Genomic DNA, 24,097 nt, shown 5'->3' with positions numbered 1-24,097 from the left:
GTTCGCATCGACAACATCAGTCTGGCCGCACCTGTTGAATCAGATGTAGTAGGTCTGCTACAAGTGAGGGCATGAGCAATACAGAGCGGCCGCCGGCGATCTCCGCCTCAGGCCTCACGATGGCCTATGGCGACCATCTCGTCCTCGACTCCATCGACCTCACCATCGAGGCCCGCGAGACCGTCGTCCTGCTCGGCCCCAACGGCGCGGGCAAGACCACGATGATCGAGGCCTTCGAGGGCTTCCGTCGCCCCTCGGCCGGTACACTGCGGGTGCTCGGGGAGGATCCGACGACGGCGGGCGACCCGTGGCGGGCGCGCGTGGGCGTGGTCCTCCAGTCATGGCGCGACCACCCGAAATGGCGGGTGCGCACTCTGCTGAGCCACCTCGGCTCCTTCTACACCCCCTACTCCACCGCGGCGATCCCCCGCCCGTGGCCCACCGACGAACTGCTCGACCTCGTCGGGCTCACGGCCGACGCCGACAAGAAGGTGTCCCAGCTCTCCGGCGGTCGTCGCCGTCGCCTCGACGTGGCCGTCGGGCTGGTCGGTCGCCCGGAGCTGTTGTTCCTCGACGAACCGACCGCCGGTTTCGACCCGGAGGCCCGCCGCGACTTCCACGACCTGCTCGCCTCCCTCGAGGACATCGACACCACGATCCTCATGACCACCCACGACCTCGACGAGGCGGAGCGGGTGGCCAGCCGGATCCTCATCCTGGCCGACCACCGGATCATCGCCGACGGCTCACCCGACGAGCTGCGTCGGCTGCACTCGGGCACCTCCGAGGTGCGATGGCACGACGACGGCGGCGCCCACGTCCACGCCACCGACGACCCCGTCGGCTTTCTCCGCGGTCGGCTCGCCGACCCCCTGGTCCGCATGGACAACCTCGAGGTGGAGCACAACTCCCTCGAGGACACCTACCTGGAACTCGTGCGTCGAGAGGAACACCGATGAACCGCACCACGATCAGCGCCAGCCTGCGTCAGGCGGGCGTGAACCTGCTGGGAGACCTACGCAGCCCAGCAGCCCTCGCCTACCTCTTCTTCCCCGTACTGGCAACCGCTTTCGCGCTGTCCGTGAACAACATCGAGCTGGACCGGGCGACGATCAGCATTGGACGCTTCGCAGCACCGGGCTGGCTCACCATGGCGATCGCGACGGGCGGGTTCATGGGAATGGCGTCGACGATCATGACCGAGAAGGAGGACGGCACCCTGCTTCGGATGAAGAGCCTGCCCGGCGGGATGCAGGCCTACGTGTTCGGCAAGGTCGTGTACGTCACGGGGTCCACCTTGGCGTCAGTGATCCTCACCCTCATTCCGCTGGCGCTCTTCATCCCCAAGATCGTGTCCTTCGGGCCGGGAGGCTGGCTGGCCACGTTGGGCTACACGACACTCGGACTCCTCGCCACCCTGCCCATCGGAGCAGTCGTGGGCGCCGTCGTACGGAACACGGCGGCCCTCTCCTTCTCCCTCATCGGGCTCTACCTCCTGATGGCGGCCTCCAACCTGCTCTTCCCCCTCAATGACCGGGTCCCGGCGTGGTTCGAGTGGCTGATTCAGGCCCTGCCCCCGTACTGGATCGGCCTGGGGATGCGCTCCGCGATGCTGCCTGCCGAGGCGGCGGTTCTGGAGTTCGGCGGCAGCTTCCGGACCGTGCTGACCCTCGTCGTCCTCGGGCTCTGGGCGGCCGTGGGTCTGGTGCTCGCGCCGAGGGCGCTACGTCGTATGGTGAGGGGTGTGTCCGGATCACAGATGGCCAAGGCCCGCGAGCGCGTCCTCGCCAGGGGGTACTGAATGGCGGAGACCATCCACAACCGCATCGCGATGCTGCGCGCCGAACGAGGCATCTCGCGGCGCCAGCTGGCCGAGGCCCTGGGCATCCACTACCAGACCGTCGGCTACCTGGAGCGCGGCGAGTACTCCCCGTCGCTGACGCTTGCCCTGCAGCTGGCCGAGTACTTCGAGGTCCCGGTGGAGGTGCTGTTCTCCCTGCGCCCCTTCCCCCGCATCGGGGCGTGACGCGGGGTCGCGGGTCACACGACGATGAGGTGCAGGCCGGGATCGACGGCGCTGAGGTCGACGGGATCCGAGGTGACGACGGCATGGCCGTGTTCCCGCGCGTGGAGGGCCACGTGCACGTCGACGACGTCGGCATGCCCCGTTCGCCCGCACAGCACCCCGACCGCCCGGGCGGACACCCCGTCGAGTGGGACCACCTTCACGGCGGGATCGCCCAGCAGCGCCGCCACCCGGGCCTGGCGTGGACCGCCGCGCCAGGCCTGGGCGACGACCCCGGCAGGCACCGCCAAGGGCACTCTGCTCTCGACGGCCCGCCTGAGCAGCGCCCGGATCTTGGCATCCCCTCGCTCCAGGGCAAGGAGGGCGCCGGTGTCGAGGACGAGGCCGGCGACGAGGCTCACGCCAACCCCAGTTCCCGGTCAGCCCAGGCCAGGTCCTCCGCACTCACCGCGCCGAGGTCGCGGTCGAGTTCCTCCAGCAGCAGCCGCAGGCTGTCCTCGCGATCCGCACGCGCCACGGCCTGGCTGATGAACCCGGACACCGACGCGGCCCGCCCCTGCCGCACGGCGCGCTGGATCATCTCCACCTGCTCATCGGGCAGGCTCACCGCGATCTTTCGAGTCATACCGAAATCATACCTCCCGGAGAACACGATGCCCAGTGGCCGCCCCTGAAGCTGGCGGTGCACCTCGAGCCCCGGAACAGCCTTGCCCTTGCTCTCCACCCTTCTTCCGCTGGTCGAGCCGGACCGCGAGCGCCAGCGAGCCGTCCGTGTCGAGACCCTTGGCACACGGCGCTGGGACTCGAGCCGGGCGGGAGGACACGCCTTCAACGCCTGGATCACCCAGGCCACCAGGCGTTTGGGGTCCGCCGGAGCCCGCCCGGGATGGCTGGTTGCGGCAACGGCGGCCTCAGCCGTCCTGCAGTGGGTCGCGGGTCTCCTGCTCCTCGACTTTCATGGCCCGAGCGCACGACGCCACCGCCACCGAGACGTGGGCAGCCCGCGCAGCTGACTTGACGACCTCTTGGCACTCATCGTCCGGACTCGGCACACTGCGTCCCGTCAGCCTTTCAGACAGGAGAAGGAATGCAATGCCCCAGCTGCCACAGTGAGAACATCCAGGTGCAGATGATCCAGCACGGCCAGAAGACGACACACAAGGGACTGGGCTTCGGCGGCAGGATGAACAACATCGCTCGCAAAGCCGTCGCCCTGGTGACCTGCAGATTCTCAAACCTGTTCTGGAAGAAGAATCTGGGGACCAGCACGTCCAAGGCCGCGAACAAGTCCATGGGGGTCTGCCAGGAATGCGGCATGAACTGGGAGCTCAAGCGGGACAAGGTCGGCTCGGGGCCGTGGAGCGTCTTCCGGTAGCCCCTCACCGAGCCCACTCACCCCGCCGGTCAGCCCGCTTTAATCTTTGCTAGCCACCTAGTAACATGGCGCCTCATGAACGATCTCGTGGGCGTGAAACAGCGGCTGCTGCTGGATCAGATCGGCGACGATCCGGCTGCCCGACTGGTACTCGCCCTGCACACCACGACCCGGCGCATCGACGCAGCCTGCGCTCGGTTGCTGGCTGAGCATCAACTGTCGGAGGGGCGGCTCGCGGCCCTGCTCGCCGTCGTCGACGAGCCGGGGCTCAGTCCCCGCGGGCTGGCGGACCGGCTGGATGTGACGACCGCCACGGTGACCGGCCTGCTGGACGGGTTGGAGCGTGCGGGCCTGATCGAGCGTCGCGCACACGAGACGGACCGTCGGGCCCGCGTGCTCGTTCCCACCGCGGAGGGCGAGCAGTTGGCGGCGACCCTCACCCCGATCTACGCCGATTGGCTGGGGCAACTGGCCGACGGGATCGGCCCGGAGGCGTTCGAGGTGATCGAGCAGGTGCTGGCAACCCTTCAGGCCAATCTGAGGGAACATCCATGAGCATCGATTCGGAGCGTCTCGACGCCCTCAACAGCGGCCACACCGCCTCCCGCACCCTGGCCGAGGCCCTCGCCGTCGACCAGCCGACCCTGCTCCGCGCCGTCGTCCCCGATCCGGCCCCGGATCTCCTCGTGGCTGCGACGGCGGCCGGGAAGCTGGGAATCCTGCGCCGCATGTGGGCGATGGGAGAACTCCTCACCCGGATCGACGACATCAGCTTCGCGCGCCACCCGTCCGACACCGTCCGGGGCTGGGTGTGCTTCGCCATCGCACATCGCCACGGGAACGACCCCGAGGTGATGCTCGACCAGCTGCAGCCGTTCGCCGACGACGAGCACTTCGCGGTCCGGGAATGGGCCTGGATGGCGGCCCGCCCGTCGCTGGTCCGGGACCTCGACGCAGGAATCGCCCTCCTCATTCCCTGGACGGTCCACACCTCCGAACGCATCCGACGCTTCGCGAGCGAGGCGCTGCGCCCGCGCGGGGTGTGGGCGAGGCACATCGAGGAGCTGAAACAGGAACCACACCGGGGCGAGCCCCTGCTGGAGCCACTGCGATCCGACCCGTCGCGCTACGTCCAGGACTCGGTCGCGAACTGGATCAACGACGCCGCGAGAACCCGCCCCAACTGGGCGGTTGAGCTGTGCCGTCGCTGGCAGGAGGAGAGCCCCACCCCCGCCACCAGCCGCATCACGAAACGGGCGCTGCGTTCCGTGCAGCGGCCCCCCGAGGAAAGGAAAGGATGAGCATGGCCATCATCGAGATCGTCGAGTTCCGCACCCTCCCTGAGACCACCGCCGAGGCCCTGGCGCAGGCCCTGAGCGAACTCGACCGGGAGTTGGACCTCATCGGCGGGTTCCAGAGCCGAACCCTCTACCGCGAGGCAGAAACCGAGGACCACTGGATCCTGGACTACCGCTGGGACACCCTCCTCCAGGCACAGGAATCCATGGGCAAGGTCGCGGGCACCTCGGCATTCGGCAAGGTCATGGCCCTGGTCGCCGAACCGGAGTCGATGCGCATCCGCTGCGGTGTCCCTGCCACGTGACAGCCCCTGACCCATTCACGGAATTTCGTTTACGATATTTGCGTGAGTGAGACCGAGATCAGCGAGGAACAGATCCAGGCCTGGGTCGCCGAGGCTGAGGCTGGTTACGATGTCGCCGAGTTGAAACGCCGTGGCCGGGGCCGACCGGGCCGCGGTGCCGAACCCATGCAGGTCGTTGCCGTACGACTCAGCATGGACGAAATCGCAGCACTCGACGCCATCGCAGCACGCAACCACATGAGTCCCTCAGAGGCACTTCGACAGGCTCTGACCCAGTTCGCGGCATGAAGATACGCCCAAGCGCACTCAAGCACGGGGGTCAGCAGCGAAGATTCCGTCCATGCGGCTCACTGGGCGCAATGGGTGGAACCCCTTGACGATTCGGGGCGACTGGCCACAACGCGAGTTGCGTCTGGGGTTCGACACCCAAGCACGCCTTCTCGAGACCGTGGTACTCATCTTCCGGAGCGGCGACGAGATGATCATCCATGCCATGCCTGCACGGAAGCAGTTCTGGGACCTGTTGCCCTGAAAGCACTGGCAGCCGACGGCATCGCAATGCGTCACCGATTGAGCCGCTCGAAGCCCAACCCGACATCTCCAACGCACCCAACCAACTCCACTAAGGACCGCTGGATTCTCGATTACAGCTGGGCCCCCGGGAAGTCCCGCCTGGCGCGAGTCCCAGAACCGTGTGCCAAGGGCCTCGATACGGACGGCGCACTGGCGCGCGGTCCGGCTCGACCAGCGGACAAGAGGACGCACCACCATCAGGCCACAGGCAGACACGGGAAAATCGGCCCGAGCCGTGAGGCGAGCGGGCCGATCATGATGCGCAACACTACCGGTTCGGGCGACCAAACGCGGGCGGGCATGCCGTCCCCTTCCTCCATCCTGCCGTGCAGGAACCGCCGGTCTACTTGCACGAAACGCCGATGTCAACGCTGCCAGAAAAGCAGAACGGCGATTCGTGCCCGGGGAGAGTGACGGGGACAGGGCAGCGGATGGGACCCGGCGGCAGTTCGGCGGCAGTTCGGCGGCAGCCCTCAGCTGAACTGGCGACCGTACAGCGTCGCGTAGGCACCTCCGGCCGCCAACAGCTCGTCGTGGGTGCCCCGCTCGACGATGCGGCCGTGTTCCAGCACCAGGATCTGGTCCGCCTGACGCACCGTCGACAGACGATGGGCCACCACGATGGCCGTACGACCCGCCCGCGCCGCGTCCAGGGCCTGCTGCACCGCGTGCTCCGAGGTGGCGTCCAAGTGCGCCGTCGCCTCGTCCAGCACGATCACCGGCGGTGACTTCAGCAGCAGCCTCGCGATCGCGACCCGCTGCCGCTCACCCCCACTCAACCGGTACCCACGCTCCCCGACGACGGTGTCCAGCCCGTCCGGGAGCCGCCGCACCACGTCCGCGACCTGCGCCGCCTCGAGCGCCTCCCACAGCTCCGCCTCGTCGGCCTCCGGCCGGGCGAACAGCAGATTGGCGCGGACCGTGTCATGGAACAGGTGCGCGTCCTGGGTGACGTAGCCGACGGCGTCCCGCAGGCTCGCCTGCCTCAGCCGACGCACATCCACGCCCCCGACCCGCACCGCGCCGGAGTCGACGTCGTACAGCCGGGCGACCAGATGCGTGATCGTCGTCTTCCCCGCCCCCGACGACCCGACCAGGGCGATCGTCTCCCCCGGCGCCGCCATCAGGCTCACCCCGCGCAGCACCGGCTCGCCCGCCCCCTCGACGGCCCCCGCCTCCGGGGCGAGCGACCGCAACGACACATCCTCGGCAGCCGGGTAGGTGAACCAGACGTCCTCCAGCTCCACCCCAACCGGGTGCGGCACCTCCACCGCGTCGACGGCGTCGCGGATGGTCGGTTCCAGATCGAGCACCTCGTAGACCCGCTCGAAACTCACCAGCGCCGTCATGAGGTCGATCCTCACGTTCGTCAGGGCCATCAACGGCCCGTACAGCCGGGCCAGCAACGCGACGAGGGCCGTCAGGGTGCCGAGACTCAGCTGGTCCCGCAGCACCGCGACCCCACCGAACCCGTAGAACAACGCCGTCGCCAGCGAGCCGACGAGGGCCAGCGCCGCCAGGAACACCCGCACCACCAGCGCCATCCGCACCCCGTCCTCCGCGACGGCGGCGGCCTGGGCGTCGAACCGGGCGCGCTCCCGCTCGGGATCCCCGAACAGCTTCACCAGCAGCGCCCCGGAGACGGAGAACCGCTCCGTCATCGTCTCCGTCAGGGCGGCGTTGTGATCCATCCGCTGCCTGCCGAGATGGGCCATCCGGATGGAGATGAGCTTCGCCGGCACCATGAACACCGGCAGCAGGACCAGCGCCGCCAGGGTCAGCTGCCACGACAGCAGCAGCATCGACCCCACCACCAGCACCAGGGTGACGGTGTTCGTCAGCGCCGACGTCAGCGCGGAGGTGAACGCCTGCTGCGCCCCGGCGACGTCGCTGGACAGCCGCGACACCAGCCGTCCGGAGTTGGTGCGGGTGAAGAACGCCAGCGGCAGCGAGGAGACGTGGGTGAACAGCCGGGTGCGCAGCCGATGGATCATCCCCTCCCCGATGTGGACCGAGCACCACCGCTCCGTGACCGCCAGCACCGCCGCCACCACCGCGATCCCCGCCACGAGCAGCGCGTAACGCACGATGACGCCGACGTCGCCGCCGAGCACCCCGTCGTCGATGATCCGCTGGAACAGCAGCAGCGGCACGACGGTGGCGGCACTGCCTCCCAGCACCGCCAGGACGAGCAACGCGATCCGCCCGGAGAACGGCCGCCCCTCCGCGAGGATACGGCGCACCGTGCGGCGATCCACCCGGTGCCGCAGCACCGCCCGGTCCCGGGCGAACGGGCCGATGGACAGCCGCTCCGGGCGACCGAAGCTGCCCGCAGGCTGATCCGGCCTCACCACACCCCCCCGCGCCACGGCCGTCAGCGGCCGGTACCGGCGTAGACGATCGCCTCCTCGTCGGCATCCAGCCCGAATGCGGCGTGGGCGCCACGCACCGCACGGTCCACCTCGTCGGCCCCCACCACCACGGAGATGCGGATCTCGGAGGTGGAGATCATCTGCAGGTTGACGTTCTCGGCGGCCAGGGCCTCGAAGAAGGTCGCGGTGACACCCGGGTGGGACCGCATCCCCACCCCGACGATGGACACCTTGCCGACCTGATCGTCGTAGAGGACGTCGTCGAAGCCAACCTGCTCCTTCACCGAGTCGAGGGCCTCGAGGGCCTTCTTCCCGTCGCTCATCGGCAGGGTGAAGGAGATGTCGGTCTTCACATCCGACAGACGGGAGACGTTCTGGACGATCATGTCGATGTTGATCTCGGCATCGGAGATCGCCTTGAAGATCGCGGCTGCCTCACCGACCTGGTCGGGAACCCCGATGATGGTGATCTTCGCCTCGCTGCGGTCGTGGGCGACCCCGGTGATGATGGCCTCTTCCATACCTGTTCCCTTCTCGATCTCCTCCTGGGGCACCACCCAGGTTCCCGGTCTGTCGCTGAACGACGACCGGACATGGACCTTCACGTTCTCGCGACGCGCGTACTCGACACACCTGAGATGAAGGATCTTCGCGCCGGATGCGGCGAGTTCCATCATCTCCTCGTAACCGATGACGTCGATGCGGCGGGCGCTCGGCACGATCCGCGGGTCGGCGGTGTAGACCCCGTCGACGTCGGTGTAGATCTCGCAGTGATCCGCCTCGAGGGCCGCTGCCAACGCGACGGCGGTGGTGTCGGAGGCACCGCGACCCAGCGTCGTGACGTCCTTGGTCGACTGCGCCACCCCCTGGAACCCGGCAACGATCGCGACGTTGCCCTGGTTGACGGCCTCCTCGACCCGGCCGGGGGTGATCTTGATGATCCGGGCGTTGCCGTGGGTGGGGGTGGTCAGGACCCCGGCCTGGGAGCCGGTGTAGGAGACGGCGTCGACGCCCAGGTCGGACAGGGCCATCGCCAGCAGCGCCGCCGACTGCCGCTCACCGGTGGTGAGCAGCATGTCGAGTTCACGGGACTTCGGTCGCGGGCTGACCTTGAGAGCCAGGTCCATGAGCTCGTCGGTGGTGTCCCCCATCGCGGAGATGACGATGATGACCTCGTGCCCGTCGGCCCGCGTCCTGGCGATCCGGCGGGCGACACGCTTGATGGACTCGGCATCCGCAACGGACGAGCCGCCGAACTTCTGGACGATGCGTCCCACAGCTAACCTCCTTCGACCAGAGGGAAGGCTACCCCACAAGGCCGCCCTCGCCCCTGCTTCGCCGTCAGGTGAGCAGCTTCAAAGGATGCATCTGTCCGCGCATCCTCTCAGGACTTCGATTCCCCGTTGAGGTCGAACCAGCCGTCCTCCCAGGTCTGGGTGGCGGCCGCCGTCGTGTTGCCGACGGGGCGGCCGACGGCGTTGTACTTCTCGTACGCCCGCGCCAAGTAGGTCTTGACGGTGCTGAGCGAGATCGCCGGGTCGAACTGGCGGCCGATGGCCTTGATCGGCACGCCCTCGGAGGCGAGCCGCAGGCAACGCAGCTCGTGCGCGGACAGGGCCGGGAGGTCGCCGGCCTCCTCGATGAGGGCCGCGGCCATCGCCGAGGACGGCGACCAACCGGTCTCATGGATCTCGACGAGGGTCTCGAAGTGCTTGTCCGGCGACTCGTCCTTGAGTGCCAGACCCCGCGCCCCGGCCTGCATGGCGAGGCTGATGGGGACACGTCGGTGGTCGGCGGTGAACGCCAGACACGAGATGCCCTCGGCACTGAGCTTCGCGATGGTGCGGTGCCCCGCGAGCTCACCGTGCAACATGAGATCCACCATGGCCACGTCGGGGCGATTGGCCAGACACCAGTCCTCGAACTCGACCGGGTCGGTGCTCGAGAACTGCACCTCCAGTTCGGGGTGGTCATTGCCGAGCGCCGTCACGGCACGACAGATGAACTCGTGATCGTCGAGAACAGCCACACGAATGCTCAAGGCCGCTCCTCCTCACAGACAAGCTGGGTGAAATCAGGATCAGTAACCAAGATTCTTGCACCAGTCAGCGCGGCTTGTTGCCCTTCCGTCAAGCCCGGCTCCGCGATCGTGACCATCAAACTGTCCTTTCGGCGCGTGATCGTGAGGCGTTGGCCGGGTTCGGGCGTACCAAGACGACGCAGGATGTCGGCCAAGCGGATGGCTTCTTCCTCCTCAATCTGTTCAATGTCGAGCATGCATCCCCACCCCGCGCGACGCAGGATGTCGAGGGCCGCGGCCAGCGACATGCCGTCCGGCCACATCCGCAACGCATCGCGGAGCCTCGACTCGATGAGGCGCGCCTCGGCCCGCACGGCGGGGTCGGCGGGGTCGGCCTTCCCGGCATGGAGGGGGGTGAAGAGGGGGCCACAGATACGTTCCAACTCGGCCAGCCAGAGCTGCTGTTCAGTGATCCGGGCGAGGCGGAGTTCCTCGGACATCAACAGTTCGGCCCGCTGCTCAGCGGCGCGGTGGGTGCGGTTGCTGAGCACCGACATCACGAGCACCACCCCGAGGGTGATGAGTGTCGAGACGATGAGCGGGGCCAGCGATCCCTGACCGAAGGGGGGCCGATACCCGCCGAACACCCCCGCTGACCCGATCGTCGCGACGAGATCCATCACCGAGACCAGCAGCACCGCCAACCGCCAGTTGCGCCCCGGTGAGGCCACCAGCATGAGCGCCCCCGCCATGGGAGCCATCCACAACTGGGCACCGTCGGGCGCGAGGGAGGCCAGCACATGATTGACCCCCAGCACCACGGCCCCCCAGATGACGGCCACCGTCGACTCCCGGGCCCGTAGGCCACGTCGCCTGAGGATGCGCCTCGTCAGCAGCAGGAGTGCAGCCGTGAGGGCCAGCAGGGGCCAGGCGAACAGCGACGTCGGCCCGAGCGGGCTGAGGGCGAGCATGAGCACCGAGGCCGCGATGGCGGGCAGCGGTGTCAGGGCGAGGAACCGACGCCCGGAGGGACCGATCCTCGCGGCATGGGGCAAGGGCTTCCAGGTGAGGGTGACCTCCGTGCCGCCGATGTCGGAGCAGATCTTCGCCTCGCCACCGATCTCCAACATCCGCCCGTGGATGCCGTCCCGGATCCCCATCCGGGCCCTGGGGACCTCGGCGGGATCGAAGCCGGGGCCCCAGTCGGAGATGGAGATGACGCACCCGTCGGAGGAGGAGGTGGCGTGGACGCGGGCAGTACCGCCGGGGACGTGTCGGGCGACGTTGCGGGCCGCCTCCCGCGTCGCCTCCGACATCACCCGGGTGACGCGTCCGGGCAGGGCGCCGCGGTCGTGGACCTTCAACTCGACGGGGCAGCCCACCCGGCAGAGCGCCTGCTCGAGGCTGGCCACGAGCGGGGACGAGTCAGGGTCGGGCTCAGCCCCACCGATCCCGGCCCTGGACTCCTCCGTGAGGCGCTTGACCTCCTCGCGGGTCAGCTTGCCGCGACCACTGGCGATCTGCTGGAACAGGTGGAGGAGGGTGTCGTGGACGCGACGGATGTTCTCACGCCTGGTCTGGGCGAGCAGCTCGGTGCGCTGCTCCTCGAGCTGGCGACGCACCCCGTCGGCGGCGGCGTCCGTGGTGTCGCTGATCTGGGCCTTCATGGCCTGATCGGCGAGGAAGATGGTGGCGAGCCCACTGACGAGAACGGCAACGGCGACGACGACATCGGCCCAGCCCCGGCTGACGCTGAGGGCGAGCAGGGCGATGCCCAGTTGCGCGAGCACGGCGAAGGCCACGCCGAGGGCCATGAGGCGCTTGCTGGTCGTGCCTGATATCTCGCATTGCATCGCCCCGCATTCTTGCACGCCCGGACAAGCGTCCGCGGGTCGGCTCGGGACGGAGCGGGGTTGCAGCCGGACGAGTAGCCTTGGGTCATGGAGACCATTCGATGGGGAATCGTCGGGGCTGGGCGGATGGCGGGGGCCTTCTCCGAGGACTTCGCGTTCGCGCCCGGGGCAGAACTCACCGCCGTTGCGGCGCGGGACCTGGGGCGGGCGGAGGAGTTCGCGGCCCGCCACCGGATCCCGGAGGCCCACGGGGACTACCGTTCCCTGTTGGAGTCGGAGGTCGACGTCGTCTACGTCGCCAACACGCATCCGCAGCATCGTGACGTCGCGCTGGCCGCGATCGAGGCGGGCAAGGCGGTGCTGGTGGAGAAATCGTTCACGGCGACCCTCGCAGGGGCGCAGCAGGTCGTCGCCGCGGCCCGTGAGGCGGGGGTGTTCGCGATGGAGGCGATGTGGACGCGGTTCCTGCCCGCGTTCGCAGCGGCCCGCGAGGTCGTGGCGTGGGGCCGGATCGGCGAGGTGCTGGGGGTCAGCGGGGACCTGTGCGCGTACCGGGCCTACGATCCGACGGATCGGCTGTGGGCGCCGGAGCTGGGCGGCGGGGCGGTGCTGGATCTCGGCGTCTACGTGGTCTCGGCGGCCCAGGCCTTCCTGGGCGAGTCGCGGCAGGTGACCTGCACGGGACGTCTGGCCCCCAACGGGGTGGAGGCGGCGGCGTCGATCAACATCGGCTACGCGAGCGGGGCGACGGCGTCGCTGGTGTGTGGGTTCGACGTCCACGGGGCGGGCCGGTTCACGGTGCACGGCACGAAGGGGTGGATCGAGATCCATCCGCGGTTCCACCACCCCACGACGATCTCCATCCACCGCTCGGGGGTGCTGCCCAGGATCATCGAGGCGAAGCAGGACGGACGCGGCTACGCGCACGAGATCCTGGAGGTCGGCGACTGCCTGCGGGCGGGCAGGACCGAGTCCGAGGTCATGCCCCTCAGCGACACCGTCGAGGTGATGAAGGTCCTGGACGAGTGCCTCACCCAGCTGGGCCGCAGGGTGGAGGAGGCCGACCTGGGCCTCTGACCGCGGGGGATTCAGGCCTTCGTGACCTGGACCTTCAGACCCAGCTCGGGCTCCTCCGCCGTCGCCGTGGTCACCGGAGCCTGGTCCAGCTTCACCGCCAGCACCTCGTCCGCGATGAGGGCCGCGTGTTCGGCAACGGCCTCCGCCAACTCGCCCACGGCCTCCAGCACCAGCACGATCCGATCCGTCACGTCCAGACCCGACGACTTCCTCGCCTCCTGCACCACCCGGATCACCTCGCGCGCCAGACCGGCCCGCACCAGCTCCGGACTCAGCTCCAGGTCCAGCGCCACCGTCTCGCCCTGCTCGTTGACCACGGACCAGCCCTCGCGGGGACGCTCCGTCAGCAGCACGTCGTCGGCACTCACCTCGACCTGCTCGCCCTCGAAGTCGACGGAGCTCCGACCGTCGCGACGCAGCTCCAGCGCCAACCTGGCCGCATCCGCCGCCGCGATCGCCGCCGCGATGAGCGGGGTCCGCTTCCCGAACCGCTTCCCGAGGTTGCGGAAGTTGCCCTTCGCCGAATGATCGACCAGGTCACCGGCCGAGGTGAACGAGTCGACCTCCTGGACGTTCAGCTCCGCGCGCACCTCGGCCCGCAGCTCCTCCGACAGCTGCTCCAGGGCCGCCGTCGGGATGAGCATCCGACGCAGCACCTGACGCACCTTCACCCTCGACTCGGCACGCGCGGCCCGCCCCAGCTCGACGACGCGGCGCGCCGTCGCCATGGCCTCGGACAGCCTCACGTCGATGAGCGACTCGTCGCAGGTCGGCCACGACGCCAGGTGCACCGACTCCGGGCCCGCCGGATCGGTGGTGACGAACAGGTCCTGCCACACCCGTTCCGTGACGAAGGGCATGATCGGGGCCATGAGCCGGGTCACGACGTTCAGGGTGTCGTGCAGGGTCGCGAGCGCCCCCGCGTCACCCGCCCAGAACCGACGGCGCGACCGCCGGACGTACCAGTTCGACAGATCGTCGACGAAGGAGGCCAGCAGCGTCCCGGCACGCTGGGTGTCGAAGTCCTCCAGCGCGGCGGTGACGTCACGCACCAGCTCGTTCGTCGCCGACACCAGCCACCGGTCCTGCACGTGCCGGTCGGCGACGGCGGGAACCTCACCCCCCGGGGACCACCCGGCGGCCCGCGCGTACAGCGACTGGAAGGCGACGGTGTTCCAGTAGGTCAGCAGCACCTTCCGCACCGTCTCCGCGATCGTCGAGTGCCCCACCCGCCTCGCCATCCACGGCGAACCGGAGCAGGCCATGAACCAGCGCACCGCGTCGGCGCCGTGGGAGTCCATGAGCGGGATCGGCTCCAAGATGTTCCCGAGGTGCTTGCTCATCTTCCGGCCGTCCTCGGCGAGGATGTGGCCGAGGCAGACGACGTTGCGGTAGCTCGACCGGTCGAACACGAGCGTGCCCACCGCCATGAGCGAGTAGAACCAGCCGCGGGTCTGGTCGATGGCCTCGCAGATGAAGTCGGCCGGGTAGTTGGCCTCCAGCTTCTCCGCCGAGCCGGGCACGTGCGGGTAGCCCCACTGCGCGAACGGCATCGCCCCGGAGTCGAACCAGGCGTCGATGACCTCCGGGACCCGACGGTAGGTGGCACCGCCCTGGACGATCTCCACGTCGTCGATGAACGGACGGTGCGGGTCGAGGTCGCCGAGGTCACGCCCCGTCAGCTCCCCGAGCTCCGCCAGCGAGCCGACGCAGATGAGGTCCGACGGGTCGTCGACGTTGCGCCAGATCGGCAGCGGCGTCCCCCAGTAGCGGCTGCGGGACAGGGCCCAGTCGATGTTGTTGTTGAGCCAGTCGCCGAAGCGTCCGTGCTTGATGGACTCGGGGTACCAGGTGGTCGCCTCGTTCTGGGCGAGCAGCTCGTCCTTGATCCGCGTGGTGCGGATGTACCACGACGGCTGCGCGTAGTAGAGCAGCGCGGTGTGGCAGCGCCAGCAGTGCGGGTAGGAGTGGAGGTAGTCGAGCTTGCGGAACAGCAGCCCCCGCGCCCGGAGGTCATCGACGAGGGTCTGGTCGGCGGTCTTGAAGAACACGCCCCCAACCAGCTTCACGTCGTCGGCGAAGCAGCCGTCGGCGCGGATCGGGTTGACGAACGGCAGCCCGTAGGCCCGGCACACCAGCATGTCGTCCTCACCGAAGGCCGGGGCCTGGTGGACCAGACCGGTGCCGTCGGAGGTGGTGACGTAGTCGGCGAGGACGACGAAGTGCGCGGGTTCGGGGAAGTCGACGAGTTCGAAGGGACGCTGATAGGCCCAGCGTTCCATCTCCGCGCCCCGGAAGGTCTCGCCGCGGCTCCACTCCTCGCCCAGCACCGCGTCGAAGAGGGGTTCCGCCACCACCAGGGTGCCCTGGTCGGGGTGCGTGGCGGCCACGTAGTCGACCTCCGGGTGCACGGCGACGGCGGTGTTGGACACGAGAGTCCACGGCGTCGTCGTCCACACCAGCAGGTCGGCCTTCCCGGCGAGCGGCCCGGAGGTGACGGGGAACCGCACGTACACCGACGGGTCGGTGACGTCCTCGTAGCCCTGCGCGAGTTCGTGGTCGGACAGGGTGGTGCCGCAGCGCGGGCAGTACGGGGCGACCCGGTAGTCCTCCTGCAGCAGCCCCTTGTCGAAGATCTGCTTCAGCGCCCACCAGCACGACTGCACGTACTCCGGCGTCATCGTGACGTAGGCGTCGTCAAGGTTCACCCAGTAGCCCATGCGACGGGTCAACTCGGCGAAGGCATCGACGTGACGCAGCACCGACTCGCGGCACTTCGCGTTGAACGCCTCCACCCCGTAGGCCTCGATGTCGGGCTTGCCGGAGAAACCGAGCTCCTTCTCGACGGCGAGCTCAACGGGCAGCCCGTGACAGTCCCAGCCGGCCTTGCGGTCGACGTGGCGGCCCTGCATCGTCTTGAAGCGCGGGAACAGGTCCTTGAACACCCGCGCCTCGATGTGGTGGGTGCCGGGCATCCCGTTGGCGGTGGGCGGGCCCTCGTAGAACGTCCACGGCTGCCCGCCGCGGGAGGCCTCGAGGGACTTGGTGAAGGTGTCGCGCTCCTCCCAGAGCTTGATGATCTCGTGCTCCAGGGCAGGGAAGTCGACGGCGGCTGGAACCTGGTTGTAGGTCATCTCGGTACCTCTGGGTCTGCTGGCAGTGACGTCAGAGGGACGAGCCGTGGCCCGCGGTACCACCCTCCTTGGACGCGATGCGCCCCGCTTGATTCCTGCTCGCGGCCGGTTCTAATGAGCTTGCGCCGTTCTTCCGGCAGCTCCGGGGTGATGGCCCCATCGTCGCCTTGCGATGCTCGTCAATTATGCGACCACCGGCCGCGAAGCGGAAATCCGTCACAGGGATTGTCGGTACAGCGTCGCCCCCTTGGCGTAGTAGAGCCGTCCGTCGGTCCCGAGGGTGAGGCCGGTGACCCAGGTGTTGCCGGGGCCGGGCTTCGCGAGCACCTGCCTGCTGCTGAAGTCCTTGGCCACGTAGGAGACGAGATGTCCCCCGATGACGCCGTACAGCCTGCCGCCCCGTTCCAGCAGCCAGCTGCGGTTCTGCTCGCTCTGGCCGATGTCGTCCTTCTGCGCCTCGATCCTGCCATCGACGTACCTGAAGACGTGGGTGCCGGTGATGCCGTAGAGGACGCCGTCGGATCCGACGGTGAGTCCCGTCACCGCGACCTGCTGGTCGAGGACCTTGGTGATGCGGGTCACCTTCCGGTTGCCCTTGGTCAGGTCGAACTCGAGGATGTAGGCCTCCTTGGTGTCGGCCGACATCCCGTGCCCACCCCGCGTGGTGGTGCCGACGTAGAGGGTGTTGCCCTTGCGGGCCATGGAGATGGGCGACAGGTTCGCCACCAAGGAGCCGTCGACGCCGGAAGCGTAGGTCCTCGACGCGAGGAGCGGATACACCTCCAGCGTGCCGGTGGATCGCTCGTAGATGCTGATCGCCCCGCCCAGGTTCCCGTAGGTCGGGACCGAGCCGAAGGCGAAGTCTCCGCCGCCGAGCGGCACGGTCACGTAGGGGCGGTCCTGGCGGTACCCGATTCCGAGGGTTGTCACGTTCTTCGGGTCACGCAGCGACTCGATCCTCACCGTTCCGTTCGGGTACTGGCCGCTGGCCAGCCATTCGCCGTCGGAGGCCATGCTCTCGGCCTGCGCGACGGGGCGCTCGGCCATCCGGTAGGTCGTCTCCCCCGCAGTGGCGCCGGGAGTGACCTCGAGCACCCCGTCGGACGTCATGAACCAGGAGGCGTAGAGCTTGCCGTTGCTGGCGGAGGTCATCGCCTGGATCTGGCGCCCGGAGACGGCCAGGAAGTCCGACTGGAGGGTGACTGTGCCGGAGCGGAGGTCGGCGTGGCTCACCTCGCCGGTGGTCATCTCGTTGGAGACGAAGATGTCCGGGGTGGCCCAGCTGAGCGGGCTGAGCCGCGCCCTGAGCGAGGAATGGTTCAGCACGAGGGTGCGCGTGCCGGTGGTGGGGTCGTAGGAGAACAGGTACTTCCTGGTCTTGTCCGCGTTGTGGACGAAGTAGACGTTCCTCGGGTCGCCGGGTCGGACCACGACGTGCTGACCGTAGCCCCCGAGGTCGCGGACGGCGCCCGTGGCGAGGTTGTAGGCCACCCCTCCGTACTGCTCGGGCTTGTTGGTGTAGAGCCAGCCGCCGTGGACCTCCAGGTGGATGTGGGTGCCGTTCTCCCGCGAGGGGAGGACCGGGAGCACCTGCTTCGCCCCCGTGGTGGTGTTGACCCGAATCACCTGCGGGTTCTTGGGCCCGGTGCCGACGTAGACGTGCCCGTCGGCGTAGTCGATGGACTGCGCGTACTGCGAGGAGGAGACGGGGTCGCCGCCGGGGAGCGAGCCCCAGCCCTTGTCCGCCCGCCACGTCAGGATGCGGGCGCCGCCGTCGCCCTTGACGCTCGTCGCCAGGTAGGCGGTGCCGGACTCGTCGACGGCGATGTCCCAGATGGTCTCGAACCTGCGTCTGTCCGCCTCCTTCCAGCCCGGCTGGCCCTCCTGGCTGAGCCGGGTGACCTTGTTCCCGTCGGGCTCGTAGCGGAACAGTTCCCGCCAGGACCCGATGAGCAGGCTCCGGTCGGGCAGGGTGGCGAAGCTCCAGGCCTGGACGTCGATGGCCTTGTCGGCGAAGTCCACAGGCGTGGTGGTGCCGCCCGGCTTCAGCTCGATGACGTTGAGCATCCCACCCAGCCCGCTGGTCACCACCACGGCGATCGGGGTGCCGTCGGCCCGCGTGGTGGTACCGAAGTTCGGGACGCTGGGCTTGGGGGTGGGGGTCTGGGGGAGCACCTCCTCGGACCCGGGGTCGGCCGTCGCGATGCCTGGGGTCAACATCACGACGAGGGAGAGCAGCGCGGCCAGGATGAGTCGAATGTGTCGGGTTGCGTTCATGTTGGCACCTCCGCCACCGAGGCTAGGTAGCGGGTTCCGGCAGCACCATCATGCGGAAGTCGTCCCATTGGCCCATCGGAACTGAAGCCTGTCCGACGATGGTTGGAGCGCTCTCACAGCCGCGGGAGGAAGCGGGTGGATACACTCCCCCGCATGGCCATCTTCGACATCCCCCTGGAGGAACTCCGCACCCGCCGCAGCATCAAGTGGTCGCGCTTCGAGCCGGATGTCCTGCCCATGTTCGTGGCGGAGATGGACGTCCACCTGCAACCCGAGCTGCTGGAGCGGCTGCAGCGGATGCTCGCCGAGGGAGACACCGGCTACCCCGAGCAGCCGATCTACCAGGAGGCCTACACCGCTTTCGCCGCTGACACCTGGGGCCTGCGCCTGGACCCGACAGTCATGAAGACGGCCTGCGACACGATGAGTCCGATCCGGGAGCTCACCGCCTCCCTCACCGCCCCGGGTGACGCCGTCGTGTTCAACCCGCCGATCTACCCGCCGTTCCGCTGGGTGGTGAGCACGACGGGATGCCGCCCCGTCGAGGTGCCGTTGGCGGCGAGCCGACTGGATCTCGACGCCTTGGAACGCGCCTTCGCTACGGAGCACCCGAAGGTCTACCTGCTGTGCTCCCCGCACAACCCGACCGGCACCCTCCACACCCCCGAGGAGCTCGAGGCCGTGATGGAGTTGGCGAACCGGTACGACGTCGTGGTGGTGAGCGACGAGATCCACGCCCCGCTCAGCGGCTCCCGACACACTCCCATCCTCTCGGTGCCCGGTGGGGAGCGGGCCATCACCGTCACGGCCGCATCGAAGGCGTTCAACCTGGCCGCCATGAAGGCCGGGCTCATCATCCCCGGCGACGAGGCGCGCGGGATCGTCGCGGATCTCGGGCCACACGTCCACGAGGCCGCCAGCTACTTCGGGGTGATGGCGAACGCAACGGCGTTGAATGTGGGTCGGGAGTGGCTGGCCCAGCTGCGCGACGAGATCCGGGAGAACAAGCTCCACTTCGCCTCCGAGTTGCGGAAACACCTTCCGGAGCTCGACTGGACGCCGTCGGAGGGAACCTACCTGGCCTGGTTGGACTGCTCCCCGCTCGGCCTGGACCATCCGGGACAGCGGTTCCACGAGCAGGGCCGGGTACGGTTCAACTTCGGCACCGACTTCGACCCGTCGGCCACCCAGCACGTGCGGATCAACCTCGCCACGTCCAGGGATCTGATCTCGGAAGCTGTCCGCCGCATGGCTGCTTGTAGCTGAGCGAGGCGCCTGAGGCACCCACTTCCTCGTCATCGCCGCCGCCCTTTGGCTAGTCTTGGGACCACTTGAATGATGGGAGATCTGATGTCACTTCCGATGGGGCCCTGGCGCTTGACCTACACCCCCGGTCAGTGGATCGTGCTGGCGGGGCCGAAGCTCGTCGCGGTCATGCAGCCTGCGCCACCCAAGATGTCCTCGCTGGTTGGCCAGCTGTGGACGGACATGCAGGGGGCTGGTTCGCTGGACGCACTCCTGGAGTTGCTGCGCGGCTACTCCCTCGACCAGATGCCTGATTTCGCGGCCTTCGTGTGGGAGGGCCAGGCCCTCCACGGTCTGGCCCGCGGCCGGATCAGCGTCGTCGACGCGGCGACGGGTGAGACGGCGCTGGACGGCGAGGGCGCACTGACCTGGCACGAGGCGCACTTCGGCGCGGTCCGTGGCCTGCGGGTCGAGATGGCGCCGGTCGATCACGAATCCGTGCTGCACCTGCCACTCATCGTCGGCGCGGTGGGCGCCTCCGCCCTGCACCTGACGACGGACCCGTCGCAGCTGGTGCGATTCCCCGACACGGTGAACCAGATCCCGGAACCCGTCGCCCCGGCCACGCCCCGACCGTCGGAGCCGCTCGCCCCGATGGCCGAATCGGCCCCAGCCCCTGCTCCGGCCCCGGTGGAGGAACCGGCGTCCCGGCCGCAGCCGGTGGAGGATCTCTACGCCTCCCCCGCGCACTCGCCGTCACCGGTGTACCCGTCGGCCCCCGAGTACACCCCGTCGGCTCCCCAGCCGTCGGCCCCGGAGTACTCGACGCCCCAGTACTCGACCCCCGACTACTCGTCGGCCCCGGCCCCGGACTACTCGTCGACCCCCGCCCCGACCTACCCGCCCGCCTCGGAGTACGCCCCGGCGCCGTCGCACACCCCGTCGCCCTCGTACCCGCAGGCACCGGTGTACTCGACGCCATACCAGCCTCCGGTGGCCCCGGCCCCCGTGCCGACGGCCCCGACCCCGGTTCCCCCGGTGCCAGCCGGCTCGGCTCCCTCCATGGCCGGTCTCGACGCCACCGAGGGCATGGAGCACGACGACTTCGGGTTCCACCGTTCCGAGCCCCCGATCTCCGCGATCGCCATGGGTATCCAGACCAACACTGGTGAGTTCCAGAACCTCATGACGGGGCTGGTCATCGGTCGGGCCCCCGACGCGTCGCGCGGCCCCGCCGGGGTCGGCACGATGCGCGTCCCGAGCCCGGGCAACGACATCTCCCGCAGTCACGTGCTGGTTCAGCCGGAGGGTCGTCAGGCCCGCATCACGGATCTGGACTCGACGAACGGCACCACCATCCAGCTCGCCGACGACGAGCCGTTCCTCCTCGAGGACGGCCAGTCAGTGCTGGTCCCGATCGGCACCGTCCTCAACCTGGGTGACGGCGTGAGCCTGCGGATCGAACCGGCCCGCTGACCCAAGCCACGCGGTGGGGGCGGAGGTGACACCACCTCCGCCCCCGCCGTCGTCATGGCAGCACGTGGCCCCCTGAAACGCCGCCGTTCCAGAAATCTGCTGCGCAATCCACACATCGGCCGTCATCCTCAGCTCAACCAAAAGCAGAACTTTCGATATATAACTTTCGTTAGCATTCTTTCGGCCTGACTTTCTCGCAACCCCGAACGGCTCACCTTCTGAGCACGGGGTCAATCAACATCGGCAAGAGCCGCGCAAGCACCCCGTGAACCCAAATGCATCAAAGAAACACCTAGCCAAACCCAGTATTCGAGCACCCCAAGAACTAATGCACTTTCTTGAATAATCCTTTCAGATGACATAGGCGCGGGCAGCGTTCGCTGCATTATCAGAGGCCCTGGACCCACGTACGACTCGACCATTTCCCCGAGAGACCCCATAACCGTGTAGTTTGGATCACACCAACAAGGATCAGCGTTGCTCACAGGGCACGAAACACCTTGGCGCAACAGCATTCCGAGAGGTGGTGATGGTGCTGTGACCCAGGAGTTGGGCGACGGGAGAGCCCGTACGCGGCTGGATGCCCCTGTCCACGCCGCGCCTCCCCAAGACCCACCAACGAACGCCCACGTCCCTCCTGGCAACCGTGGGTCGCTGAGCATCGCCCCCGCACTGTTGGCCCGAGAGCTTCCGGGCTGGCCAAACATGATCCCGGGCAACGCTCGCCCCCGGGAACCCCATGCTCATGTCATCGGTCACGCAGAGCAGTGCGTGCTGACCGTGATCCATGAGCAGGAGACCATCGTGGACCACCTCTCCATGACCGTGGACGATTGGGCACCCAAGCTCCTGCCATTGGGGGTGACGAGCCTCTGCGTCGACGACCGTGGCATGTTCCACGAAAACCCCCAGCTGCTGGAGAAAATCGAACATCTCGTAAGCCACGGAATGCAAGTGGTCGTGGCGACGGAGAACGCTGAGGACGAGTTCCACCTCGTGGCTCGACTCAGTCACCTCCGGCCCGAGCTGCTGATCCAGAGCACCATGCCCCCGGAGGAAGTCTGGCGCATCGTTGAGGAACAAACCGGCGCAACCTTGACCGCACATCGCGGCCTGATCGAAACGGTCTGCGCATGTCATCCCATCCTGGTACATCTCTTCCTCACCGCGTTGTGTCATGTTCGGGGCGCCGAGAACCCCTCCTCGACCTCGGTGATTGAGTCACTCGCAGATGCCGTGGCGCATGTGGTTCAGACACAGTTCATCCACCCGGAGGGTCAAGCCGCCTTCATGCTTCGCCTGGCGGCTACTGAGACGACTCCCCTGGCGAACATCGCCGACGAGCTGGCCGCGGGAAAGGCCCCCGGGTCACAGGTGATTCGCCAGATGGCGGCCACCCTCGCGAGCGAGACCATCCCGCAGGACTTGCGCTTGGCGTTGTGGGACAGGCTCCGGACACAACTCGGCTCCGAGTGCTTCGACTTGGCTCGTGAAACGCTCCTTCCCTTCCTGGCAGACGAAACCGTGGTTCATGGCCACCATCTCGGGATCCTGGAGTTGTTGACCCAGGGCTCCGGCAACGAGTATTCCCCACAGGTGCTGCAGGTCATCCGGGAGGTCATCGAGGCGGCTTCGCCTCATGGTTGTCAGAGGATCTTCCCCTCCCTTCCATCCCTTCTCCGGGTCCAGGAAGGGCCGGAGGCGGCTGCGCAGCTGGCGGCTCTCTGTGCCGATGTCGACATGGCAGCACTTCGTCCAGCGCTGGATGCGCTCAACGCCTCAGAGGACGTCCCGGACAGCGCCTTCGACGTTCTGTCCCCTCTCGTTGCACTGGAGTATCCGAGACGCGCAGCAAGGCTCGCCGAGACAGGCTTGAGACAGCTCTCCGAGGACGATCCTCGCATCATCAGCGCAGCCTTGATCTGGATCATGACGTCCCCCGCCACCGCCTGCACGGATCCAGATCGACGTCGCCACGCGCTCCAACGGATCGTCCGTCTTGCCCGGAATGACTGTACGGCTTCCTCTGTCATACGCGCCGGGCTGGCCAGCCTTCGGGCTTTCACGCATCGCTCAGCCTGTAAGCAGCTCCGCGAACTGGTGACAGCGGAACAGAGTCTCTCCTCGGGAGGGATGCCAGTAATGGCATGTTGCCTCGCCGGGCTCGCGACCAGTCTGAACAACATGGCCGAGCAAGCTGTCCTCTGGTGCTGGAGAGCACGGGCGCTGGCCAGTGCCCACAGCTCAGAGCACATCTGGGTCCTCATCGTCCACGCTCTCGTGGCCTACCGGGATGGCGACACCCAACTGGCGGCGGAACTCCTCAAGCAGGTTGAGGAACTCAGCAACCAGATCGGAGTGGCAACGGTCTCCCGCTGCTGCCACTTGGCCATCCAGTTCCTCCACGCAGAGGCCACCGGCGGAGTCGACGGCCCCGTCATGGACGATCGGGCCCATGCGGTGTTGAGAGCATTCTCCACCTATTGCGCTGCGATCGTCGAGCACCAGAACGGCAGCACACAGGCGGCGATCGACGGGCATTTCAGCACGGGGAAAACCTTGGCGTCATCCTGCCTGACGAACCCCATGATTCTTGACTGGCAGAACCAGCTCAAGGAGATCTTCCTCTCCCGCAACGACGAGGCGATCGCGGAGTGCCTCAAGAACGACATCTCCAACGCTGAGGCGGCGTGGAGAACACTCAACGACCTTGCAGCCGGCCCCCAACCCTCAGGAGCCAGAACGGTCCGCCCCAAGCTCAGCAAGAGCGAGATGCGGGTGGCCGAGCAGATCGCAGCTGGATGCACCAACGCTCAGGCCGCCGACGTTCTGTTCCTCAGCAAGCGCACCATCGACACCCACTTGCGGAACATCTATCGACGCCTCAGCATCTCCAGCCGGGAGGAACTCATCGACTTTCTCCGGTCCGAAGGGCTCGTCGCCTCAGGGTCATAGAGATCCCACCCGGGACGACCAAACCCGACCCAACTCAGCTCACCACAAAGCAATGTGGCTGGGTTGGAGGACAGACCAACCCAGCCACATCATCGCCTGGCAGACTGAACC

21 protein-coding genes are annotated in these 24,097 nt (G+C 68.0%); 13 read left to right on the top strand and 8 right to left on the bottom strand.

Annotation, left to right across the window (positions count from 1 at the left end; genetic code table 11):
- Nucleotides 1-71: 71 nt before the first annotated feature.
- From EII35_RS03080 to EII35_RS03070, 3 genes are read left to right on the top strand one after another with little or no spacing between them, the layout of a single operon-like run.
- Nucleotides 72-959: an ABC transporter ATP-binding protein gene (locus tag EII35_RS03080; protein WP_125227001.1), complete on the top strand. Its 888-nt coding sequence runs from the start codon at nucleotides 72-74 to the stop codon at nucleotides 957-959.
- A complete protein-coding gene (locus EII35_RS03075) occupies nucleotides 956-1,801 on the top strand; it encodes an ABC transporter permease (protein WP_125227000.1) in 846 nt (281 codons plus the stop codon). The genes EII35_RS03080 and EII35_RS03075 overlap by 4 nt, the downstream gene beginning before the upstream one ends.
- The gene (locus EII35_RS03070; protein ID WP_124845042.1) at nucleotides 1,802-2,026 is read left to right on the top strand and encodes a helix-turn-helix transcriptional regulator; all 225 of its coding nucleotides are present in this window, start codon (nucleotides 1,802-1,804) and stop codon (nucleotides 2,024-2,026) included.
- Between the two features lie 14 nt (nucleotides 2,027-2,040).
- Here the strand turns inward: EII35_RS03070 and EII35_RS03065 are convergent, their stop codons facing one another.
- Together EII35_RS03065 and EII35_RS03060 are read right to left on the bottom strand one after the other, a co-directional pair.
- Entirely contained in the window at nucleotides 2,041-2,427 is a 387-nt protein-coding gene (locus tag EII35_RS03065; protein WP_125226999.1) for a PIN domain-containing protein, read from the bottom strand.
- Complete coding sequence (locus EII35_RS03060; RefSeq protein ID WP_125226998.1) at nucleotides 2,424-2,651, bottom strand: ribbon-helix-helix domain-containing protein; 228 nt, start codon at nucleotides 2,649-2,651, stop codon at nucleotides 2,424-2,426. The genes EII35_RS03065 and EII35_RS03060 overlap by 4 nt, the downstream gene beginning before the upstream one ends.
- Before the next feature lie 462 nt (nucleotides 2,652-3,113).
- On the opposite strand from EII35_RS03060, the gene EII35_RS03055 reads away from it, so the two are divergent.
- From EII35_RS03055 to EII35_RS16225, 6 genes are all read left to right on the top strand, one after another.
- Nucleotides 3,114-3,401, top strand: coding sequence for a hypothetical protein (locus tag EII35_RS03055; RefSeq protein WP_125226997.1), 288 nt, complete (start codon nucleotides 3,114-3,116; stop codon nucleotides 3,399-3,401).
- 75 nt (nucleotides 3,402-3,476) lie between these two features.
- Nucleotides 3,477-3,956 carry a MarR family winged helix-turn-helix transcriptional regulator gene (locus EII35_RS03050; protein WP_125226996.1) on the top strand — a complete coding sequence of 160 codons (480 nt, stop codon included), beginning with the start codon at nucleotides 3,477-3,479 and terminating at the stop codon, nucleotides 3,954-3,956.
- Complete coding sequence (locus EII35_RS03045) at nucleotides 3,953-4,702, top strand: DNA alkylation repair protein (RefSeq protein ID WP_125226995.1); 750 nt, start codon at nucleotides 3,953-3,955, stop codon at nucleotides 4,700-4,702. The genes EII35_RS03050 and EII35_RS03045 overlap by 4 nt, the downstream gene beginning before the upstream one ends.
- Before the next feature lie 2 nt (nucleotides 4,703-4,704).
- The gene (locus EII35_RS03040) at nucleotides 4,705-5,004 is read left to right on the top strand and encodes a hypothetical protein (protein ID WP_125226994.1); all 300 of its coding nucleotides are present in this window, start codon (nucleotides 4,705-4,707) and stop codon (nucleotides 5,002-5,004) included.
- Nucleotides 5,005-5,046: 42 nt separating this feature from the next.
- The gene (locus EII35_RS03035; protein WP_125226993.1) at nucleotides 5,047-5,292 is read left to right on the top strand and encodes a ribbon-helix-helix protein, CopG family; all 246 of its coding nucleotides are present in this window, start codon (nucleotides 5,047-5,049) and stop codon (nucleotides 5,290-5,292) included.
- A gap of 85 nt (nucleotides 5,293-5,377) precedes the next feature.
- Nucleotides 5,378-5,536, top strand: coding sequence for a hypothetical protein (locus EII35_RS16225; RefSeq protein ID WP_221739660.1), 159 nt, complete (start codon nucleotides 5,378-5,380; stop codon nucleotides 5,534-5,536).
- 514 nt (nucleotides 5,537-6,050) lie between these two features.
- Here EII35_RS16225 and EII35_RS03025 read toward each other — a convergent pair.
- From EII35_RS03025 to EII35_RS03010, 4 genes are all read right to left on the bottom strand, one after another.
- A complete protein-coding gene (locus EII35_RS03025; RefSeq protein ID WP_260464987.1) occupies nucleotides 6,051-7,928 on the bottom strand; it encodes an ABC transporter ATP-binding protein in 1,878 nt (625 codons plus the stop codon).
- Between the two features lie 23 nt (nucleotides 7,929-7,951).
- Nucleotides 7,952-9,226, bottom strand: a complete 1,275-nt coding sequence (locus tag EII35_RS03020) for an aspartate kinase (protein ID WP_125226992.1) — start codon at nucleotides 9,224-9,226, stop codon at nucleotides 7,952-7,954.
- Between the two features lie 107 nt (nucleotides 9,227-9,333).
- Nucleotides 9,334-9,990 (bottom strand): response regulator transcription factor, encoded by a 657-nt coding sequence (locus EII35_RS03015; protein ID WP_125226991.1) that lies wholly within the window; start codon nucleotides 9,988-9,990, stop codon nucleotides 9,334-9,336.
- Complete coding sequence (locus EII35_RS03010) at nucleotides 9,987-11,783, bottom strand: sensor histidine kinase (RefSeq protein WP_125226990.1); 1,797 nt, start codon at nucleotides 11,781-11,783, stop codon at nucleotides 9,987-9,989. The genes EII35_RS03015 and EII35_RS03010 overlap by 4 nt, the downstream gene beginning before the upstream one ends.
- A gap of 126 nt (nucleotides 11,784-11,909) precedes the next feature.
- Here EII35_RS03010 and EII35_RS03005 point away from each other — a divergent pair, with 126 nt between their 5' ends.
- Nucleotides 11,910-12,899 (top strand): Gfo/Idh/MocA family protein, encoded by a 990-nt coding sequence (locus tag EII35_RS03005; protein WP_125226989.1) that lies wholly within the window; start codon nucleotides 11,910-11,912, stop codon nucleotides 12,897-12,899.
- A gap of 11 nt (nucleotides 12,900-12,910) precedes the next feature.
- Here the strand turns inward: EII35_RS03005 and ileS are convergent, their stop codons facing one another.
- The gene (gene ileS, locus EII35_RS03000) at nucleotides 12,911-16,033 is read right to left on the bottom strand and encodes an isoleucine--tRNA ligase (RefSeq protein ID WP_125226988.1); all 3,123 of its coding nucleotides are present in this window, start codon (nucleotides 16,031-16,033) and stop codon (nucleotides 12,911-12,913) included.
- Nucleotides 16,034-16,249: 216 nt separating this feature from the next.
- A complete protein-coding gene (locus EII35_RS02995; RefSeq protein WP_125226987.1) occupies nucleotides 16,250-18,310 on the bottom strand; it encodes a ligand-binding sensor domain-containing protein in 2,061 nt (686 codons plus the stop codon).
- 153 nt (nucleotides 18,311-18,463) lie between these two features.
- On the opposite strand from EII35_RS02995, the gene EII35_RS02990 reads away from it, so the two are divergent.
- From EII35_RS02990 to EII35_RS15765, 3 genes are all read left to right on the top strand, one after another.
- Complete coding sequence (locus EII35_RS02990; RefSeq protein ID WP_125226986.1) at nucleotides 18,464-19,576, top strand: MalY/PatB family protein; 1,113 nt, start codon at nucleotides 18,464-18,466, stop codon at nucleotides 19,574-19,576.
- A gap of 84 nt (nucleotides 19,577-19,660) precedes the next feature.
- Entirely contained in the window at nucleotides 19,661-21,031 is a 1,371-nt protein-coding gene (locus EII35_RS02985; protein WP_125226985.1) for an FHA domain-containing protein, read from the top strand.
- Between the two features lie 2,184 nt (nucleotides 21,032-23,215).
- Nucleotides 23,216-23,986 (top strand): response regulator transcription factor, encoded by a 771-nt coding sequence (locus tag EII35_RS15765; protein WP_185744131.1) that lies wholly within the window; start codon nucleotides 23,216-23,218, stop codon nucleotides 23,984-23,986.
- The last annotated feature ends 111 nt before the right edge of the window (nucleotides 23,987-24,097 follow it).

It is taken from the genome of Arachnia propionica (assembly GCF_003932785.1).
In the GTDB taxonomy this organism is placed as follows: domain Bacteria; phylum Actinomycetota; class Actinomycetes; order Propionibacteriales; family Propionibacteriaceae; genus Arachnia; species Arachnia propionica_B.
This window is presented reverse-complemented; position numbering and strand designations above follow the sequence as displayed.